This window comes from Streptomyces sp. NPDC050535, from assembly GCF_044457665.1.
GTDB lineage: Bacteria > Actinomycetota > Actinomycetes > Streptomycetales > Streptomycetaceae > Streptomyces.
In genome coordinates this window covers 46,291-67,195 of the sequence record NZ_JBITHE010000019.1, presented here as the reverse complement: position 1 = coordinate 67,195, position 20,905 = coordinate 46,291, and the positions used below count along the sequence as shown (strand labels likewise).

General features: G+C 70.5%; 12 protein-coding genes and 1 tRNA gene. 3 read left to right on the top strand and 10 right to left on the bottom strand.

Annotated features, from left to right (window positions below; translation table 11 throughout):
* The 6 genes from ACIBLC_RS32185 to ACIBLC_RS32160 form a co-directional block, all read right to left on the bottom strand.
* A complete protein-coding gene (locus tag ACIBLC_RS32185; protein WP_399214869.1) occupies positions 1-7,767 on the bottom strand; it encodes an amino acid adenylation domain-containing protein in 7,767 nt (2,588 codons plus the stop codon).
* A 43-nt stretch (positions 7,768-7,810) separates the two neighbouring features.
* On the bottom strand, positions 7,811-8,995 hold the full coding sequence (locus tag ACIBLC_RS32180) for an NAD(P)/FAD-dependent oxidoreductase (protein ID WP_399214868.1): 1,185 nt from the start codon (positions 8,993-8,995) through the stop codon (positions 7,811-7,813).
* 179 nt (positions 8,996-9,174) lie between these two features.
* Positions 9,175-9,390, bottom strand: a complete 216-nt coding sequence (locus ACIBLC_RS32175) for a phosphopantetheine-binding protein (protein WP_399214867.1) — start codon at positions 9,388-9,390, stop codon at positions 9,175-9,177.
* 49 nt (positions 9,391-9,439) lie between these two features.
* The gene (locus tag ACIBLC_RS32170) at positions 9,440-11,026 is read right to left on the bottom strand and encodes an amino acid adenylation domain-containing protein (RefSeq protein ID WP_399214866.1); all 1,587 of its coding nucleotides are present in this window, start codon (positions 11,024-11,026) and stop codon (positions 9,440-9,442) included.
* A gap of 92 nt (positions 11,027-11,118) precedes the next feature.
* Entirely contained in the window at positions 11,119-11,829 is a 711-nt protein-coding gene (locus ACIBLC_RS32165; RefSeq protein WP_399214865.1) for an LmbU family transcriptional regulator, read from the bottom strand.
* A gap of 105 nt (positions 11,830-11,934) precedes the next feature.
* The gene (locus ACIBLC_RS32160) at positions 11,935-12,162 is read right to left on the bottom strand and encodes an MbtH family protein (protein ID WP_399214864.1); all 228 of its coding nucleotides are present in this window, start codon (positions 12,160-12,162) and stop codon (positions 11,935-11,937) included.
* A 550-nt stretch (positions 12,163-12,712) separates the two neighbouring features.
* Between ACIBLC_RS32160 and ACIBLC_RS32155 the strand changes: the two genes are divergently transcribed.
* From ACIBLC_RS32155 to ACIBLC_RS32145, 3 genes are read left to right on the top strand one after another with little or no spacing between them, the layout of a single operon-like run.
* Positions 12,713-13,477, top strand: a complete 765-nt coding sequence (locus tag ACIBLC_RS32155; protein WP_399214863.1) for a thioesterase II family protein — start codon at positions 12,713-12,715, stop codon at positions 13,475-13,477.
* Entirely contained in the window at positions 13,464-14,288 is an 825-nt protein-coding gene (locus ACIBLC_RS32150; protein WP_399214862.1) for an SDR family oxidoreductase, read from the top strand. Before ACIBLC_RS32155 ends, ACIBLC_RS32150 begins: the two co-directional genes overlap by 14 nt.
* A 33-nt stretch (positions 14,289-14,321) precedes the next feature.
* On the top strand, positions 14,322-17,195 hold the full coding sequence (locus ACIBLC_RS32145) for an amino acid adenylation domain-containing protein (protein WP_399214861.1): 2,874 nt from the start codon (positions 14,322-14,324) through the stop codon (positions 17,193-17,195).
* A gap of 612 nt (positions 17,196-17,807) precedes the next feature.
* On the opposite strand, the gene ACIBLC_RS32140 is transcribed toward ACIBLC_RS32145, so the two are convergent.
* The 4 genes from ACIBLC_RS32140 to ACIBLC_RS32125 all read right to left on the bottom strand — a co-directional run bounded on the left by ACIBLC_RS32140 (position 17,808) and on the right by ACIBLC_RS32125 (position 20,806).
* Positions 17,808-18,350, bottom strand: a complete 543-nt coding sequence (locus ACIBLC_RS32140) for a DUF1707 domain-containing protein (protein WP_399214860.1) — start codon at positions 18,348-18,350, stop codon at positions 17,808-17,810.
* Positions 18,351-18,530: 180 nt separating this feature from the next.
* Positions 18,531-18,604: transfer RNA gene (locus tag ACIBLC_RS32135), tRNA-Pro, on the bottom strand.
* 197 nt (positions 18,605-18,801) lie between these two features.
* Positions 18,802-19,569: an NPP1 family protein gene (locus ACIBLC_RS32130; protein ID WP_399214859.1), complete on the bottom strand. Its 768-nt coding sequence runs from the start codon at positions 19,567-19,569 to the stop codon at positions 18,802-18,804.
* A 322-nt stretch (positions 19,570-19,891) separates the two neighbouring features.
* On the bottom strand, positions 19,892-20,806 hold the full coding sequence (locus tag ACIBLC_RS32125; RefSeq protein ID WP_399214858.1) for a YceI family protein: 915 nt from the start codon (positions 20,804-20,806) through the stop codon (positions 19,892-19,894).
* Positions 20,807-20,905: the final 99 nt, after the last annotated feature.

The following is a 20,905-nucleotide window of genomic DNA, read 5'->3' as shown; positions in this document are numbered from 1 at the left end:
CTAAACGGTCATCGGGCGCAGCTGAGGGCGTTTCGACGTGGCCAGCTGCTCGATCCGGGCCGCCAGCTGGGCGACGGTCGGATTGCGGAACACCACCGTGACTTTCACGTCGACGTTGAGCTCGCCGCGTATGCGGCCGATCAGCCGGGTGGCCAGCAGCGAATGCCCACCGTGGGCGAAGAAGTCGATGTCGATGCCGACCTCGTCCACACCGAGCAGCTCGGCGAACAGCCGGCAGAGGACTTCCTCGTTGCGGTTGCGCGGCCCCCGTCCGGTGGCGGCGTCGGTGCGGTCGGGTACGGGGAGCGCGTTGCGGTCGAGCTTCCCGCTCGGTGTCGTGGGGAACTCCGCGAGCGGCACGATCGCCGAGGGGACCATGTACTCCGGCAGGTGCTCCCGGACCAGGTCCGTCAGGGCTTCGACGTCCAGCTCGGCCGGGTCCGTGGCCCCGCCCGGCACCACGTACGCGACCAGCCGCTGGTCACCGGGGCGGTCCTCCCGCACCACGACCGCCGCGTTGTCGACATCCGGGTGCAGGGTCAGCGCCGACTCCACCTCACCCAGCTCGATGCGGAATCCGCGGACCTTGACCTGGAAGTCGCTTCGCCCGAGGTATTCGACCTGGCCGTCCTGGTTCCACCGCACGACATCCCCGGTGCGGTACATCCGGGTCCCCGGCGCACCGTAGGGGCAGGCGACGAACCGGTTCGCGGTCAGCGCGCTCTGCCCGAGGTAGCCCCTGGCCAGCCCGGCACCGGCCAGATACAGCTCACCGGCGACCCCGGGCGCGACCGGGCGCAGTGCCGCGTCCAGCACATACACCTGGGTGTTCCACACCGGCGCGCCGATCGGCACCCGGTCCGCGCCCGCCGGGTGCTGCCACGCCGTGACCTCCACCGCCGCCTCAGTGGGCCCGTAGAGGTTGTGCACGCCGCAGCCGGGAAGCAGGGCCGCGGCCTTGTTGGCCAGCGCCGGCGGGAACGCCTCGCCGGCGACCTCGATCCAGCGCAGGCTGGTGCACTCCTTCGCCTCGGGCACAGCGGCGAACGCCTCCAGCAGGGAGGGTACGAAGTCCGCGCCGGTCACCCGCTCCCGCCGGATCAGCTCGGCCAGGTACGCCGGATCCCGGCGCCCGTCCGGTCGCGCGATCACCACGGCGGCACCTACCTGCAAGGGGGCGAACAGCTCCGGCACCGACACGTCGAAGCTCGCCGACGTGCTGAGCAGCACCCGGTCCTCGACACCGACGTCGAAATGGGCAAGACCCCACTTCAGCCGGTTCATGATCGACCGGTGCGACACCTGCACCCCCTTGGGGCCACCGGTGGACCCGGAGGTGTAGATGACGTACGCAGCGTTGTCCGGCGACAGCGCCCGCTCCGGGTTCGCCGCCGGATACCCGGACACGTCGGGAAGCGCCCCGTCGAGCACCAGCAGCGGCTTCGCGCTGTCCAGCAGGTGGCGCACCCGGTCCTCGGGCAGGTCGGTGTCCACCGGCAGATACGCCGCACCCGCCTTGACCACCGCGTAGATGGCCACCATCAGGTCGACGGAACGCGGTACGCGCACCGCGACGATCTGCTCGGGGCCCGCCCCGTGTTCGGCCAGCCAGTGCGCCAGTCGGTTGGCGCGCCGGTTGAACTCCCGGTAGTTCAGGGTCTCCTGTTCGCCGATCAGCGCGACACGGTCGGGGTCGCGCTCCACCTGGGCCTCGAACGCGTCCGGCAGGGTGCCCGCGGCAACCGGCCGCGCCGTGTCATTGACCCGCCGTACCAGCCAGTCCCGCTCATCCTCTGCCAGTACGTCGACGGCAGCGACCGGCACCGTCGGGTCGGCGATCACCTGCTCGAGCACCCGGACGAGCCGGGCGGCGATCGCCTCGGCCGCGTCGCGGTCGTAGAGGTTGTTCCGGTAGTCGAGGGAGAGCCGCAGATAGGGGTCGGAGGCGTTGAGGGTCAGCGGGTAGTGCGAGCCCGCGAACGGCCGGATGGCGTCGATGGTGAACCCCGCCGCGTTGTTCGCGTCGACGATGCCCTCGCGGTCGATCGGGTAGTTCTCGAACACGACGATCGTGTCGAACAGGGCGGACAGCCCGACGCCCCGCTGGATGTCGGCCAGCCCGTAGTAGTGGTGGTCGAGCAGAGCGGTCTGCCGGTCCTGCAGCTTGGTGATGACGTCGCTCAGGCTGTGGTCCGGCCGGCAGAACACCCTGGTCGGAAGGGTGTTGATGAACAGGCCGACCATCTCGTCGGAACCGGGCAGATCCGCCGGCCGACCGTTGACGGCGGCGCCGAACACCACGTCCCGCTGCCCGGTCAGCTTCGAGAGCAGGATCGCCCACGAGCCCTGCAGGAGCGTGTTCAGGGTGACCCCGAGTTCCGCGGCGCGCCGGGCGAGTTCACGCCCCTTGTCGATCGACAGCGGTACCTCGACCCGCCCGAGGGCGGACGCCGTCTCCTGGAGGGGAGCGTCCGGGGCCACCAGGGTCGGCTGGTCGAATCCGGCGAGCTCGGCCTTCCACCGAGCGGCCGACGCCTCCCGGTCCCGCGTGGACAGCCAGGCCAGATAGTCACCGTAGCTGCGGACCGGAGCAAGCTCGCGGGTTCCGGAGTACAGCTCGATCAGGTCCTTGAACACCAAGGGCGACGACCAGCCGTCGAAAACGGTGTGATGCGCCGTGAGGATGAGCTTGGCCCGCCGCGCCTCGCACGTGAGCAGAGTCAGGCGGACCAGCGGCGGCCTGGTGGGGTCCAGTTGGTCGGCCCGGTCCGCGGCGAGAGCCGCGTCGAGTGCGGCGTCCTGCTCGGCTTCGCCCAGGCCGGTCAGATCGATGTGCCGCCATGGCAGGGTGACGTGTTCCGCGACGACCTGCACCGGGTCACCGCCGGCTCCGGCGAGGAAAGCGGAGCGCAGGTTCGGATACCGGTCGAGCAGTGCCTGCCCGGCCGCCCGCATGCGCGCCGGGTCCACGTGCCCGGACAGGTGCAGCACGAACTGCATGTGGTAGACGTCGAAGGAGCCGTCGGCGACCGCGGCCTGGAACTGGATCCCGGACTGTCCCGGGGCCTGCGGCCACACCTCGACCAGTCGGCCGTAGCGCTCCTCCCAGGCCTCGATCTCGTCCTGCCGCACCGAGACCAGCGGGGCGTCCGAGGGGGTGAGCCCGCCGATGTCTGGGCGTGCGGCGTGCGCGGCCATGCCGTGCAGCACCTCGACCCACAGTTCGGCCAGCTCGGAGGTCCGCTCGCGGGACAGCACCCCGGTGGGGAACATGAAGACCGCCTGCAACCGGGTGCCGTCGGCGGTGTCCGTGGCGGCCGAGCTGACCTCCAGCGCGGACAGCGCAGGCAGGTCCGGGTCGGGCGCCGGGATCAGCTCGTTGGACCAGGACGCCGGTCCCCACCCGTCCGCGCGCAGGTGCTCGGGCACGTCGGCGTCGGAGATCCGGCCGAGGTAGTTGAACCCGATCTGCGGCGCCGGGTACTCGGCGAGCTGCTCGGCGGTCTCCGGGTTCAGATAGCGCAGCAGTCCGTATCCCACGCCCTTGTCCGGGATCCCGCGCAACTGCTCCTTGACGAGCTTGATCGCCTTCCCGGCAGCGGGGCCGCCTGCCAGCACGTCGGCCAGGTCCACCTCGCGCACGTCGACCCGGGCCGGGTGCATGCTGGTGAACCACCCGATGGTCCGGGAGAGGTCGGCCCCGGGGGCGACGGTCTCCTCGCGGCCGTGCCCCTCCAGCCGGACCAGCGTCGAGCGCTCCGCACCGCGCCACCGGTCCACCGCGAGGGCGAGCGCGGCGAGCAGCACATCGGTCCCGGTGCCCTGGAACGCGGCGGGAAGCCTGGTCAGCACCGCCTCGGTGACCTCGGCGGGCAGTTGCACCCGCACGGTGTCGACCGTGGACATCACATCCACCGCCGGGTCGAACGCCCGCGTGCCCAAAGGCGGGTTCGGCGCCTCGAGCATGTCCCGCCAGTACGCCAGTTCCGCTTCCCGCTCCGGCGAGAGCGCCTCGGCCTCCAGCGCGGACGCCCAGCGGCGGGCCGACGTCCCGACCGCGGGCAGCTCGGGCGTCCGGCCGGACCGTACCTGCTGCCACGCCTCGGCGAAATCGGACATGAGGATCCGCCAGGACACGCCGTCCACCACCAGGTGATGCAGCACCACAAGCAGCCGTCCCGCACCCGGCTCCGCGGCGAACCAGACGAAGTCCGCCATGATCCCGGCTTCCGGGTCGAGCCGTCCGGTCGCCTCGTCCAGCTCCGCCTTCGCCTGGTCCAGCGAGGACGGCTCGTCCCACCGGCCGTCGCAGTCGACCCGGCGGATCAGGTCCTTCGCCCGTACGGTGCCCTGTGGACGCACGACGAGGGAGAGCTCGTCGCCGCGTACGAGCCGCGCGCGCAGGAGGTCGTGCCGGTCGAGCACGGCGTCGAGCGTCGCGGCCAGCCCGCTCCCGTCGATGCCCGCCGGCAGTTCCAGCGCCATCGACATGGCGAATCGGTTCATCCCGCCGCCGTGCTCGAACACATGGCGCGCCACCGGCTGCAACGGCATCGGGCCGACTCCGCCGCCCTCGTCCTCCGCGAGCACGGGCACCCGCTCCCGGCGGTCGGAGACCACCTCGGCCAGCCGGGCCGCCGTGCGGCACTCGAAGATCTCCCGCGTGGTGAGGAACAGGCCCCGGGCCCGGGCCCGCGCCACCACCTGGATCGACCGCAGGCTGTCCCCGCCCACCGCGAAGAAGTCGTCGTCGGCACCGATCCGGTCCACGCCGAGCACGTCCGCGTACGCCGCGGTGATGATCGTCTCCGCCTCGGTGCGCGGCTCCCGGTAGGCCTCGCTCACGAACTCCGGTTCGGGCAGCGCCGAGCGGTCCAGCTTGCCGGTCGGCCCGAGCGGCATCCGGCCGAGGGTGACGAAGGCCGACGGCACCATGTAGTCGGGCAGCCGCGCCGCGACGAACTTGCGCAGTTCGGCGGCGGAGGCACCGGCCATCACGTCCGCCACGTCACCGATCCCACCGGCGCCGTCGTCACCGACGGATCCGTCGCCGACGTGCACCACGTACGCGACGAGCCGCCGCCCGCCCGACGGCACCTCCCGGCTGACCACCACCGCCTCGCTGATCCCGGGGTGCAGCGCGCACGCGGCCTCGACCTCGGCCGTTTCGATGCGGAAGCCGCGCACCTTCACCTGGCCGTCGCCCCTGCCGAGGCACTCGAGCTGACCGCGCGCGTTCCAGCGGGCCAGGTCGCCCGTGCGGTACATGCGCTCACCCGCGGGGCCGAACGGGTTCGCCACATAGCGCTCGGCGGTCATGCCGGGGCGGCCGTGGTAGCCGCGCCCCAGACAGGTCCCGACCACGTACAGCTCACCGGTCACGCCCTGCGGCACCGGGGCGAGTCCCGGGCCGAGCACGTAGGCGCGCATGTTCCCCAGCGGCGTACCGATGGGCGCGACGTCGCTGTCCGCCCACTCCTCGGACGCCTCGAGGGAGAACGTGGTGGCGTAGAAACTCTCGCTCTGCCCGTAGGAGTTCACGACCCGCACCCCGGGCAGAGCCTCGCGCACCTGCCGCATCAGACGAGCCGGGAGCACATCGCCCGCGAAGACGACCGTGCGCACGTCCGGCGCCTTCTCCAGGTGGCCGACCAGTTCCCCGAGCACTGAGGGGACCCCGCTGATCACGTGGCCGTCCCAGGAGTCCCGCTCGGCGAGCGCCAGCGCGTTCGGCACCATCTCGGCCGTGCCGCCGGTGGACAGGGCGGACAGCAGCTCGAAGACCGAGACGTCGAAGTTCACCGAGGTGCCGGCCAGCATCCGCCACCCGGGCGGCGCGTCCAGGACGCGTACCAGTTCCCGCACCCCGTTGACGACATTGCGGTGGGTGATCGCCGCACCCTTCGGCTTGCCCGTGGAGCCCGAGGTGTACATGACGTACGCCAGGTTGTCCGGAGCCGGCGGCGCGATCCGGTCCGCGTCGGCCAACGATCCCTCGGGTGCGGGCCATTGCGCGCGATGGTCGAGGTTGACGGCCGAAATGCCGTGCTGCGGCAGGTCCCGCCACCTCTCGGTGTCGGTGACCGCGAACCGCGGAGCCGCTTCGGACAGCACGGTCTCCGCGCGCCCGCCGAGGTACTGCGGGTCCATCGGCAGGTACCCGGCGCCGGACTTGAGGATGCCGAGCAGGCCGACCACCAGGTCCTCCGTGCGCGGCAGCGCCAGCACCACCAGGTCCTCCGGCCCGGCACCGCGGCGGACCAGCTCCCGGGCGACGCTGTTCGCCCGGTCGTCGAGCTCCCGGTAGGTCAGCGTCCTGTCGTCGCACACGATCGCCGGGGCGTCCGGCGTCCTGGCCACCTGGCTTTCGAACAGCTCCGGGATCGTCAGTTCGGACAGCGCCGCGGCGGTGTCGTTGAACCGGGTGAGCAGCCGGTCCCGCTCGGCCGCGTCGAGCACGTCGATGCCGCCGATCCTGCGCCCCGACTCGGCCGCGAGCCTGCCCAGCACGCGGACGAACCGGTTGGCGATGCCCTCGACCGTGCCCCTGTCGAACAGGTCGGTGGCGTACTCCAGACGGCAGGTCGCCCCGCCCGCGCCGTTCGGGATCATGTCGAAGAACAGGTCGAACTTGGCTGTTCTGGTCTCCAGCCTCTCGGCGCGAGCGTCGAGACCGGGGAATTCCATCTCCGGCACGGCAGGCTGCCAGGCGAGCATCACCTGGAAGAACGGGTTGTAGGCGGTGGACCTGTCCGGGTTCAGCAGCTCCACCAGCCGCTCGAACGGCATGTCCTGGTTGTCGTACGCGGCGAGGGCCCGGTCCCGCACCCGCTCGAGCAGTTGGAGGAAGGTCGGGTTTCCGGAGAGGTCGACGCGCAGCACCCAGGTGTTGACGAAGAACCCGACGAGATCCCGCAGTTCCTCGTCCGTGCGACCCGCGATCGGTGCGCCGATGGGCACGTCGTCACCGCAGCCGAGGTGGTGCAGGAGGACAGCCAGCGCGGAGTGCATGACCATGGAGATCGTGGTGTCCGCCTGCGCGGCCAGCTTCTCCACGGACCCGAGCAGGTCGGGGTCGATCGAGAACCGGACCACTTCGCCGCGGTGGCTCATCGCCCTCGGGCGCGGGCGATCGGTGGGTACCGCCAGCGGCTGTGCCAGATCGGCCAGGGTCTGCCGCCAGTACTCCAACTGCCTGGCCGCCATGCTCTGCGGGTCCGACTCGTCACCGAGCACGTCCCGCTGCCAGAGCGTGTAGTCCGCGTACTGCACCGGGAGTTGCTCCCACGCCGGGGCCCTGCCGTCTCTGCGGGCCGCGTAGGCCGCGATGAGATCGCGGAACAGCGGCCCGAACGACTCCCCGTCCACGGCGATGTGATGCATCACCAGCACCAGGGTGTGCTCGTACGGTCCGCACCGCACCAGTCTGGCGTGCACAGGTATCTCGGCGGCCAGGTCGAAGGTCGCGGTGGCGACCTCGTCGACCGCCGCCGGCTCGTCCTCCTTCCGGACGTCGACGACCGGCAGGTCGAACGGCTTCGGGCCGGAAGAGAGCACCTGCTGGTGCGGGACGCCGTCGTCGTCCTCGACGATCACTGTGCGGAGGACCTCGTGCCTGTCGATGACGTCGCGGAGCGCCGACTCCAGCGCGGCCACGCTCAGCTCACCGGTCAGCCGCAGGGCGAAGGCGCCGTTGTAGGTAGGCGAGGGGCCTTCGAAACGGTCCACGAACCACAGCCGACGCTGCGCGAACGACAACGGGATCATTGTTTCTCCAAATCGGCAGGACCACCGGGGAGCGAGCCGTCGCTCAGCTCTGGTCGAGCAGCGTCAAGAGTTCGGCGTTGTAGAAGTCGTCGATGGAGCAGGCGCCCGACACCGTCGAGAAGTAACGGTCGATCAGTTCCTGGTGACCGACCAGTTTCCGCAGCAGCTCGGCCCGTCCCCCGGGCTTGAGTTCGGCCACGTTGAGCGCGCCCTGGTAGACGTCGGAGAAGGTGTCGTCCAGGTCTTCCTCGTAGCGCCGCAGCGCCTCCTGGAGCGCCGTGTCGTGCAACTGCTCCCCGATGTGCCCGGTGAGCGACTGGGCCTGGATGAAGGCGTCGGTGATACCGCGGGCGGTGATGGAGTCCTTGTGGTGCACCGCGTCACCGAGCAGCACCCACCCGGGCCCGAAGGCCTTGCGGAAGTAGTTCTCCTGGTGCCCCGTGCCGTACAGCTGCTCCACGCGGCTGCCCGCCGACATCCGCTCGTACAGCTCGGGCGCCGTCGTGCGGACGGCCTCCAGGTAGGCGGGTTCCACCGCGGTGCGGATCTCGGAGAACTCGTCCTGCGGGAAGTAGGTCATGATCAGCGTGAGGTCGTCATTGGTGGGAATGACCCCGATCCAGCGCCCTTGCCGCTCGTACAGCTCGAAGTGCGCGGGAACCCCGGCCCAGTAGCTGTAGTAGGTGCAGGTCATGCGCGGGTGCTCGACGACGTTCTTCGCACCGACCTTGCGGGCCACCACCGATCGCATGCCGTCCGCGCCGACGACCAGCCGTGCCCGGTCCGTCGCCGCGGCGCCGCCGGGCGTCGTGTACCGCACCCCGACGACCCGTTCACCCTCGAACACCAGGTCGGTGACCGCGCAGGACTCCCGGAACTCCACGCCGGACGCCACGGCACCCGCCGCGAGGACCGGGTCCAGCACGAACCGCCTGGGCGCGTACGTGGTCCGGTGGCCGTCGACCGGCAGGGAGAAGCCGTCGAGCCGGACCCCGGGGCCCTCGTAGGTCTGGTGGTTGATCGGCCGGCAGCCCGCGTCGCGGAGCTCGCCGAGCAGTCCCCACCGATCGAGCAGCGCCACGCCCGGCTGGTGGATGTAGTGCGAGGACAGCGTGTCCTGGGGGAACCGCGCCTTCTCCAGGAGCAGGACTCGATACCCCTGCCGAGCGAACAACATGGCCGCCGGCGAACCCGCACAACGGGCACCTATGACAATGACGTCGTACATGGTGCCTCTCTTACCAGGTGGTTTCTGGATTCCAATTCGGCCACAGCCGGGAAATGTCTTGGTGATTGCACACACTGTCGACGCAGCGGACTAGAAACCCGCCGTCGAGCATGAATTCGATACTAGCCGTCCGAACTGGCGGAAGAAATACATACGGCTCCGCCGGCAGCAACCCCCCGCTATTTGGTTGCCGCGCCCAGGGATTCGATGTACGCGGAAATCGACGCCACTGTCGGGTTCAGGAACATCTGGTCCACCGGAACCTCGACGCCCAGCTCTTCGATGAAAGCCACCTGGATTTTCGCCATGATCACGGACTGGCCGCCCAGGGCGAAGAAATCGTCGTCGACCGCTATGTCATCGAGCTGGAGTTCCCGGCACCAGATGGTGCGCACCCTATCGGCAATCATCGCAGTCCTCTCGTTCGTCAGCAAAGTCCGTCGATTACGCCGTCGTGCCGCCGGCGGCGTACTGGTTCCGGAATTCATCGGCCAGCGCCTTGCGGTCCACTTTCCCGTGCGGGCTCAACGGAAGCCGAGGGAGATTGAGGAACCTGGCCGGGACCATGTTCCGCGGCAGCGTCTCGAGGAGGCGGGTGCGCACGTCGTTCTCGGCGAGGTCGTCTCCCGCCGGGACGATGAACGCGATCAGGTCGGCCTCGCCGGAGTCGGTGTACGTGGTCACGACGGCGGCTTCCCTGACCCCGTCCAGCCTGCCGAGCGCGCGTTCGATGTCGGTGGGATCGATGCGCATGCCCCGCACCTTCACCTGCGCGTCCATCCGGCCGGCCACGACGAGTTCCCCGGCCTCCGTCACGCAGCCGCGGTCACCCGTGCGGTAGAGCCTGCGCTGCGTGCCGTCGACGACGACTGTCGTGAACCGCTCGGACTCGGGACCTGTGCCGTTGAGGTAGCCCGCGCCCACGCTGGTCCCGGAGATGCAGATCTCGCCGTACTCCCCCGCCCCGACATCGCGCATCCGCTCGTCGAGGATGTGGATGCCGGTGTTGTAGGCGGGCCTTCCGACGGGTGCGATGTCGTGTTCGCCGGGCCGGTAGTCGGCGAGGTCGTAGGACGACGCGACGTCCGTGCACTCGGCGACGCCGTACTGGTGCAGGAGGGTGCAGCTGTTTCCCTCCCGCCGCGCCCAGTCCGCGATCCGCTCGACGCGCAGCGGCTCCCCGCCGAAAAGCAGGTAGTCCAGCCCGCTGAGCGCCTCACCCCCACGTGCGGTCTCCCAGTCCACCAACAGGTACAGCGTGCTGGAGGCGCAGTGCACCGTGCGTATCTCGTGCTGGGTCAGCATGCGGTAGGCCATCGCGGCGTCGAAGTTGCGGCTCGCCATCAGGTACTGGGTGGCGCCGCTGAACAACGGCATCATCAGGGCGCGTTGGGAGAGGTCGAACCCGAACGCGCTGACGACCAGGTTGTTCGACCCGCGATGCAGGCGGTATTCGAGCGTCAGCCAGTTCAACAGGTTGAACCAGCCCTCGTGCCGCACCGCGGTCACCTTCGGCGTACCGGTCGAACCAGAGGTGAAAACCGCGTAGCACATGTCGTCCCCGGTGACCGGGACGTCCGGCCCGGTAGCCGGGAGACCGGCCAGGTGGCCGGACAACCGCTCAGGGGCGAGAACCTCGACGGCCGCCGACTCGACCAGCCCGGCCGTCGCCGGGGAGGCCACGATCAGGGCGAGTTCGGGCACCTGCCCCAGCAGCAGCCGGAGTCTCGCCGCCGGGTAGGACGGGTCGAACGGGACGTAGGCCGCGCCTGCCTTCAGCGTGCCGAGGATGGCGACGACCATGTCGATCGAGTAGTCGAGGCAGACGCCGACCTTCGCACCTCGGCCGTGTCCGCGCGCGATGAGGAAGTGCGCGAACCGGTTCGCCTTCGCGTTCAGTTCCGCGTACGTCACCCGCTGTCCGGCGCAGAAGACGGCGACGGCGTCGGGGGTGGCCTCGGCGTGCGCCTCGAACCGCTTGTGGACGACGGGCGCCGAGGGCAGGGCAACCCGTTTTCCCTGAAGGGTCATCAACTGACTCCGATGTGAAGGTGTCCGGTCGGGCGGACCGCCGGCGCACCACGGGGAACGGGGCTTTTCCGGCACTCTGTGCGGTGCGCCCGCTAGGCGGTGCGCCGGTCGGCGGCGTCGAGCACCTGGGCCACCCACTTGTCGATGGGCAGTCCGTGTGTGGCGGCCATTTTCGAGTAGTGGTCCAGTTGGCCGGCGGACAGTTCGATGGTGAGCGTGGTGACCTTCTGCCGGCTCTCGTCCTCGCCCGCGGACTCGACCGGCCGGGGTACCTCTTGTTTCCCGTCGCCGCCGCTCGCGGGGATGTCGGTTCTGTCCGACTGCTCGGCCAGGCCGGCGCGAACGGCCTTGCGGAGTTCGTTGCGCGACCACTTCCGCTGTTCGGCCTTGCGCAGCCAGTAGTCCTGCTCCGGCGGCGACATTCGGGTCACCTCGGCGTGGTGGGCGAAGCTGAGGGTGTCCCGTCTGCGGTGGTGCTCGAACCGCCGTGCCACCCACGCGTAGTTGCGCAGGGTCTGGTAGTCGAGCCCTGTTCTGTCGATCGCCTCCCGGTACCGCCGCCACCCGTAGGCGGCCTCCCCGAAGGTCAGCCAGTCACCGAGCCACCACGCCGAGGAGTTCGTGAGTTCGCGCAGGCTGGACCCGATCCGCTCCCAGGACCGCTCCGACAGGTTCTGCGGGAAGATCATCCCCGTCTTCTGCACCTGCGCCTGGTCCCCCACGAAGGACAGAACCACATCGCGCTGCGCGACCTCACCGCCGGTGCCCACCGACCCCGCCTTGTAACCGCTCGCGGTTCTCACAGGACGCCCCCCACAACCTTCAGCTCCCCACCAGAGTGTTTGCCCGGGCGTGACCGACCGCTCGATCGAGCACCCGGGCGGCGATCACCGTCGTTCGACCGACGCTCAGTCCGCCGCCATGGCCTCTCGCAGGCTCCTGGGGCGCAGGTCGGTCCAGTTCTGCTCGACGTACTCCAGGCACTCGGGCCTGGCCGCCTCCCCGAAGACCACCCGCCAGCCTGCGGGCACCTCGGCGAACACCGGCCACAGGGAGTGCTGGTCCTCGTCGTTGACCACGACGTAGAAGCGGCCGTCCTCGTCATCGAAAGGGTTCGTGCTCACTGCCACCACCATCCTCAAATCGTCACGGGGGGTCTCTCGAAATCGGAAATCGCCAGGGCCTGGCGCGGGTTCACAGATCGGCGTCGTCCTGTCGACAGGACACCCGGCATCCGCAGCCACCCTGGAATGCTGACGCCACGCTAGGACCCGGCCGCCGACGCCGCAAGGACAGCGGAAATGCCGACGTCCCGGCCGTTCGCCCGGATCTGTATCCCGCTGGGGTTCTGTGCCACGATGGCCGAGCAGTGGCCCGTGGGCGGGCCTACTCGAATTCGGTTCAACCAATCTCCTCCCATCAAGGCGATCGAGAGAGCGCGGTTATCGCGGCCCCGCGCGGCCGGTCCGCCGGGGCCCGGTCTCCCGAGCGGAAAGACGTCGGAAGAACGCCGTCGCCGAACTCCGTCGTGCAGCGGCGACCGCGCTCGCGCCACGACAGGACAAGAATTTCCCGACCGACTCCACACCGTCGCGACAGCCGGCATTCGCACGGTTCGGCATCCCATCCATCTGCCCCGGACGACACATCCGAGCTGTCCGGGAGTCCCCGCCTGGAGGCGACGCAGTGACCAGACCGACGACTTCGGAACGCGACGGGATGCCGTTGCTGTGTCTTCCGTTCGCCGGGGGCGGAGCGAATTTCTTCCACCCGTGGAACAGGATGGGCCTGCGCGGGGTGGTGGCCACGCCGCTCCAGTTGCCCGGACGCGAGCGCCGACTGGACGAGGAGCCGTACCGGGACCTGCACGCCGCGGCGGACGGATTGCTTCCGGCCGCGCTGAAGGCGGCGGGCACGGGCCCCGTCGCCTTGTTCGGGCACTGCTTCCTCGGCGCGGCACTCGCCTACGAACTCACCCGGCGCATCACGGAGACCGGGGGCAACGAGGTGGCGCACCTGTTCATCAGCGCGGCGCGCCCGCCGTCCGCCGGCCCGGTCAGCGATGTGTCCGTGTTGACCGACGACCAGTTTCTCGAACACGTCGAGCGGACCACCGGGACCCGGTACCCCGCCTTCGACGTACCGGAGATACGCGAGCTGCTGATGCCGACACTGCGTGCGGACTTCGCGATGGACGAGGGCTACCGGCCGAGCGGCGCAGCCCCCATCGACGTACCGGTGACCGCGGTACACGCCGCGGACGACTCGTTCGTCTCCCGTGACGAGGTGGCCAAGTGGCAGGACGTGACCACCGCGGGCTTCTCCCTGACCGAGTTGCCCGGTGGGCACATGTACGTGGCGAGTGACGCCGGGCCGCTGCTCGAGCTGATCTCCAAGACCGTCGCCGCCGGCCGCGTCGAGTCCGGAAGGCTCACCCATGGGACTGCGTGACAAGACCGTCGTGATCACGGGTGCGGCCAGGGGAATCGGCCGGGCCTGCGCCGTGCGGGCCGCCGAGGAGGGCGCGGACGTCGTTCTCATCGACATCGCCGGTGACCTCCGGGAGATCCCTTACGCCCTTGGTTCGGCGGACCAGTTGGAAAGGACCGCGCAGCTGTGCCGCAAGAACGGCGCGTCCGTGCTCGTCGCCACGGCGGACGTGCGCTCGCGGTCCGCCGTGACCGCGGCCATCACGGCCGCGGTGGACCGGTTCGGGCGCATCGACGCCCTGATCAGCAACGCGGGGGTGGGGGCGCCGTCGGGAAAGGCCACGCACGACTTCACCGAGGAGGAGTGGCAGGTCGTGCTGGACGTGAACCTCTCCGGGCCATGGCACCTGATCACGGCGGTCGCACCGGTCATGATCGCCCAGAGGTCGGGCAGCATCGTCAACGTCGCCTCGACGGCCGGTCTCGTCGGCTACCGCCACTTCGCCGGATACGTCGCCTCCAAGCACGGGCTGGTCGGTCTGACGAAGGCCGCCGCACTGGACTACGCGCCGCTGAACATCCGGGTCAACGCGCTGTGCCCCGGTCCGGTGCGGGACGACCCGGACGTGGACGGCCAGATGACCGCGGTCGTCGCCGACGCGCTCGGTATCAGCTACGAGGAGCAGGAAGCCGTCTACCTGGAGTCGGTGGCGACCCGTTCGCTGGTCGACCCGGCCGATGTCGCCGGTGCCGCGGTCTGGCTCGCCGGCGACGACTCCCGCAAGGTCACCGGGACGGTGATCCCCGTGGATGCCGGCTTCACCGCTCGCTGACCCTTCTTCCCGCCCCCATTGATAGGAGTGCGCGTGTCCGTCTCCAGCGAAGCGGTCGCGGAGGTCTCCGCGACCGATCACCCGAGCGGCCGGCTCTTCGCCCGCGCCGAGTTCGGCGCCGACCCGGCCCGTGCCTGCCACAGCCTCATCAGACGGCTGCCCGCCGGGACCGACGCGGTGGCGGTGCGCGCGAACCTGACCGCCCTGACGGAGCGTCACCCGGTGCTCCGCGGCATGCAGGTGTTCGACGAGGCGCTGGACACCGACGCGGACGACACGCTCGCGCACAAGCACCGCACCCGGGAGGCCGGCCGCGCGGTCAACGGCGCCCCTGTCGTCGCGCGGGCCGTCGTCCTCCGCTACACCGACGGCGCGGCCGACCTGGTGCTGGTGGTACACCGCCGGGCCGTGGACCGACGCGCCCTGGACCAGCTGGCCACGGCACTGACCGACCCGGCTCATCCCGTGGCACTGCCCGAACCGGCGGCCGACGCCAGCCCTCAGCACGGCCCGCCCGATCTGCCGTGGGGCCTCGGCAACCCGGCCAGGGCGGGCAGCACCGGCAGCGTCGTGCTGACCGCCACGACGGTCGCGGGCGACGCGGTACCGGCGGTGCCGGTGGCGGTCACCGCGGCCGCGCTGGCCCGTTACGGCGGAACGGAGCGCGCCGAGTTCGCGCTGATCACCGGGGACCCGGCGACCGCCGACACGCTGCGGTCGGTCGCGCTCCCGGTCGACGACGCGACGGGCGTCACCGAGCTGCTCGACGCCGCGGCACGCGCCGCCGCCACGAACGGCGAGCCGCCGTCCGGTACGCCCGCGGTCGGTGTCCTGCTGACCGAGAGCCGCGCCGGCGACCTGTACCAGGCCGTCCTCACACCGGCCTTTCCGGTGACACTGGCGTGGCAGCACGACGCGGACGGCACCCTGAGCGGTGTCCTGCACTACGACGAGGGTGTGCTGGACCCGGTGATCGCCGGACAGTTCGCCGGATACGTCGACCGCCTCGTGGGGGCGCTGGCGCAAGCTCCCGCCGAGGCCCGGGTCGGTGACATCGAGCTGGTGGACGACGGGGAGGCCGCCGCCGCCGTCGCCGCCGGGCGCACCCCCGCCAGGGGCGGGGCGGTGGCCGCGCCCATTCACGCGCTGTTCCGCGAGGTGGCCGCCGCCCGGCCGGACGCCCCCGCGCTGTCCGATCCGGAACGCACGCTGAGCTACGCCGAGTTGGACGCCCGGTCCGACGCGGTGGCCGGCGCGCTGCGCGATCACGGGGTGGCGCCGGGGGACCGGGTCGGTGTGTGTCTCGACCGTGACGCCGACCTGGTGATCGCACTGCTCGGTGTGCTCAAGACCGGTGCCGCCTATGTCCCGATGGATGTCACCTATCCGGCGGAACGGCTGATCCACACGGTGACCGACTCCGGCACCCGGGTGGTGCTCTCCTCCTCGGCGGACTTCCCCGTGTTGGAGGGGGTGACCGTGCTGTACCCGAGCGAGTTGTCCCGTGATGTCGGTGCGCCGATCGCGGACCCGGACGTCAGCGCGGACGACATCGCCTACGTGATCTACACGTCCGGCTCCACCGGACGGCCCAAGGGTGTCGCGGTGCCCCACCGCAACGTCGGCGCGCTGCTCGCGGCGACCAGCGCCGACTTCGGACTCGGGCCGGCCGACACCTGGGCGCTGTTCCACTCCAGCGCGTTCGACTTCTCGGTGTGGGAGATCTGGGGCGCGCTGCTGACCGGCGGGCACCTGGTCGTGGTGCCGTACTTCGTCGCCCGCAGCCCGGAGGACTTCCACGACCTCCTCGTACGGCATCGGGTCACCGTCCTGAATCAGACCCCGTCGGCGTTCGCCGTCCTCAAGGAGGTCGACCTGCGGCGCTCCGCCGAACTCGCGGTGCGTCTGGTGGTCTTCGGTGGTGAGCCGCTGGACGTGCGGATACTCCAGGACTGGTTCCGCCGGCACCCGCACACCCGGTGCCGGGTGGTCAACATGTTCGGCATCACCGAGACCACGGTGCACGTCACCAGCCAGACCGTCACACCGCAGGACCTCGGTGGCGGGTCCCGTTCGGTCGGCCGGGCACTGCCCGGCTGGTCGGTGTCCGTACGGGACACCGCGGGCCGTGTCCAGCCGTTCGGCGTACCCGGGGAGATCTACGTGGGTGGCGCGGGCGTGGCCGACCACTACCTGAACCAGAAGGAGCTGACCGCCGAGCGGTTCGTCTCCGACCCGGTCACCGGAGAACGCGTCTACCGCAGCGGCGACCTGGGCAGACTGCGCCCGGACGGGCGACTGGACCACCTCGGCCGGATCGACGGTCAGGTCAAGGTGCGTGGCTTCCGCATCGAACTCGGCGAGATCCGCTCGGTCCTGCTGGAGGACGAGAACGTCACCGACGCCGTGGTTGTCCTCAACGACGCCGGGGACGCGGCCGACCTCCGCCTGGAGGCCTATCTCGTGCCGAGGCACGCCGCCGTGTCCATGGAGGACGTCCGGAGGCGCGCGGCGCGATACCTGCCGGACTACATGGTCCCGGCCACCTTCACGCCGCTGGCCGAGCTGCCGCTGACCGTCAACGGCAAGGTCGACGTGAGCAGGCTGAAGCCGGCCACCGAGGCCGCCGGGACCACGCCGGCCGCTGGGCCCGCGCAACGGACGGACGACCCGGTGCTGCGGGTGTGGTGGGAGGTTCTCGGCGAGCACGTCGGCCCCCATGACGACTTCTTCGCCTTCGGCGGCAACTCACTGCTCGCGGTACGGCTGTCCGGTGCGCTGCGCAGGGCCGGGCTGCCACCGGTGTCCCTGCGGGACCTGTACATGTACCCGACCGCCGCCGAGGTGAGCGCGCTCATCGCCGACCGCGAGCCCATCGAGGAGCCGGACGGGCACGCCGCGATCTGACCAGGGCCGGGGCCCTGCTGTCCGAGGTCGGCCACCGTGCGCATGCGGTCTGGGTCGAGGCGGCCGGCCTCCCGCCCAGGAGGTCGGAGCTGATCCGGCCCACCACCGAGGTCGCGGATCCGGTGGCTACTCCGGTGCGCCTGCCGCATGCACAGGCAACGCGGTGCGCTTACGGCCCGTCCCTGACGCCGTCGTGAGACCGGACGGCCAGCTGACGGTGGCCGCGGTGGAACTGCCCGGTGACGCACCCGAGTCCACGGCGATCGTGCCGCGCGGTCTCGTGAACACCAACGGCATATCGATGACTTGGTCGCGGAGTGGATCGAACGCGCGTTGACCGGGCCGGTCGTGCTGTCGGGTCGCCGCAGCGGATCGATGTCGGCCACGGCGCCGAGCGGTGCCGCGGGACGTCATGTGATGGCGCAAGGTGATGGTCTGCCCTCGCCTCGCGGTCCGCCCCCGGGTACCGAGAACCCGGCCTCGCAGTCCGCCTCCCCCGGGCATCGACAACCCGGCCCGGCGGTGCAGCGGCGTACGAAGCCGTCGGGGACCTACCGGCGCCCGTGTCGGCCGTCGCGCCGGCGCGTCCGGGACGGCGTGCCGACAGGGACCTCAACGCCGCGCGTGGCGGATCTTCAACCGTCCGAACCCCATGATCCCGGAGATCCGGATCTTCGGCCCGCCGGGGCGGGAGCGCCGCCGGGTCTTGTAGAGCGTGTCCTTCCACCCGGTACGCAGATCCTCGACGTCGACGATCGCGTCGCGAGGCACCGTGATCTTCGCCCTGCCGGTCCCGAGCCGCAACTCGATGTCGACCACCGGGTATTCGATCACCGCCCGGGACAGGTCCAGGTACACCCTGCCGAACGCGGACGCGACCTTGAGGCTCCGGGGCACTCGCCATGCGCCACGGCGCCGGATCCGTCCGGCGGCGGTGGCGATCGTGGACGTGGTGCCCGCGCGCTCCTCCGGGAGCGAGGCCAGAGCCGCTCCGAGCTCGCGGCGTGTCCTGGCGGTGAGCGCCCTGCCGAGGCGTCCGTCCAACTCCTCGTGCGTGAGATGCCCTTCGGCGTACGCCTCCCGCAGGCGCTCCACGGCCGAGTCGCGGTCGTCTTCACGGATCAGTCGCGACGGGTTCTTCGGCAGCAGGGTCACCGTTTCACCATAGCGAGCACCGGCGCTCACGGAGTCGTATCGGCGCCATTCCGCGGTCACTTGGCGCCACCGGGTGACGAGGAGTTTCAGAGGGCCGCATGTGCTCAACCTGGGAGATCGGAAGCGGCTCACACGAAAAGGGCCCCCGCAGGTGCTTACCTGCGAAGACCCTTCACACTGTCGGGACGACAGGATTTGAACCTGCGACCCCTTGACCCCCAGTCAAGTGCGCTACCAAGCTGCGCCACGTCCCGATGCGCTTCACCCGGGGTGACCCCCGTGTTCACGCAGGTGAACCCTACCGCACGCGAGTGGTCGGACTCGCACGGGCGGTCACCGCCCCGTCGTCACCGCACGACAGGACGGCAGGTCGACAGAGCGGCAGGTAGACAGGACGGTCGTACGGCAGGACCCGGGAGCCGTTGGTACGGCGGGCCCCCGGGTCCGTTCGTCAGGCGTTGGAGTCGAACGGAATGCCGGCGGGCTCCGCCTGCTCCAGGTGGTAGTTGAAGTTGCCGTCCTTGATACCGAGGGTGGCGCTGCCGAAGTTGGCGGCGCTCAGCTTGTCGCGCACGCCCGCCGGGTAGCCGCCCCAGCCGACCAGCCGGGGGAACTGCCAGACGTGCTGGTGGTTCTCCGGCGGCTCGTCGTTGGAGGTCGCGGGGCGGAAGCAGTGCGTGCTGATCCCGTCCTTGTGATAAACGATCTTGGGGTGCGTGCCGTCCCAGCGGATCTGGCTGCTGCTGTAGGTGTTGAAGTCACCGTGGGCGGAGGTGGAGACGTACTTGGCGGTGTTGTCCTGGACCCACACCACCACGTGCTCCCAGTCATGACGGTGGCCGCCGAGCCCGCTGCCGGCCACCGCCTGGTCCTTCTCGAAGTAGAGGGCGTACATGATCGCGCACCAGCCGTTGTTGCACTTCTCCCGCGAGTACCCGTTGGTGTTGTCCAGGTCCGACGCGTCGCGGCAGGAGCCGTTGAGCGCCCCGGACGGGTTCAGACCGCCGTTGAGGGTCCCGTCGGCACTGATGGCAGGAGTCGGGTAGCAGCCGTCCGTGTCGTAGTCGTAGGCCGGCTGGAACGTCTGCTCCAGCCCGTTCGCGTTGGCCGGAAGGGCCGGCGGCGGGGCGGCGAGGGCGATGCCGGGAAAGGCGACGACGAGCGCCACGGCACTGCCGAAGATGAGGGAGACCTTGCCGATGCGCGAGTTTCTCTTCACTGCGTCCTCCTGGTCGACCGCGGTGTGGGGGCGGTGCGGGGCGGCCGTATTGACATGCCCGGAACAGCTTTCCGGTCCAAGGTCGAAAACTCCAGAGTCAGGAGGTGTCAGAGCGATGAAAGGTCAACCAATCCATGTCGTCCAATCCGCTCCGGGCCGAGGTGACTTCCGCCCGACTGCCGTCGAAGTGGCGGCCGGTGACAAGTGCCGGCAGGAGGACGCGCAAGGGCTGCCCGCGGATACGCGGACAGCCCTGAGGGGACTGCGGGCGGTAGCGAAGGAAGGCTGCAACTCCCCACCCACGCTGCGGAGTTGCGGCCTTCTACTTCGGCGGGGTGGGGGTGTCGTGCGTGCGGTACATCGCCTGTACGTCCAGCTCCAGTTGGACCGTCGGGCCGACCACCGCGATGCCGCGCGCCAGCATGGAACGCCAGTTGAGGGTGTAGTCCTCGCGGTGCAGCTCCGTCCTGGCGAGGGCCGCGCAGCGCAACTCCTCGCCGTAGCCGCCGTTGACCGTGCCGAGGTAGGTGGTGTCGAGGGCCACGGACCGGCTCACGCCGTGCATCGTCAGCGAACCCTGCACCGTCCACTTGCTGCCGCCGCGGTAGGCGAAGCGCGTGCCGTTGAACTCGATGAGCGGGAACCGTTCCACGTCGAGGAAGTCGGCGGAGCGCAGGTGGTTGTCCCGGGTGATGTTGCCGGTCGTGATGCTCGACGCGTCGATGCGGACCCGGACGCGGGAGTCGGCCATGTCCTCGGCGACCTGGATGCCGCCGTCGAAACGCTCGAAACGGCCGTGCACATGGGCCATGCCGACATGCTTGGCGATGAAGCGGATCGCGGTGTGGGGCGGGTCGAAGAGCCAGGTGCCGGGCGTCGGCAGTTCCAGGACGCGGGCAGGCTGCAGCCAGATCCGCTCGGCGGGAGCCGCGGCACCGGCCTCGACGTCCACCGTCTCGCGGTGCGGGTGCAGCCCCTCGGCCGCGATCATCAGGCTGTAGCGGGCGGGCGGCAGCGCCGCCAGGAAGAAGCCGTACGGGTCGGTGATACCGCGGGCCACGACGCGGTGCGAGTCCAGCGCGGTGACCGTCACCTCGGCCGCCCCCATGGCCTCGCCCATCGGGTCGACGACCTCACGGCCGAGCGCGCCCGCGCCCCGCGGGAGAGGGAGCGAGAGGCCCGCCGCGTCGGCGTGGGCGCCCTTGGAACGTCGGCGCCTGAGCAGAGCGAGGGCCATGATGTTCACCTTTCTTCGCGAGTGTTCAGGGCCGCGCGCGGCGGCGCCGAGGCACGCAGGCGGCAACCAGGGGCACACACGACGAGCCGGCCGGCGCGG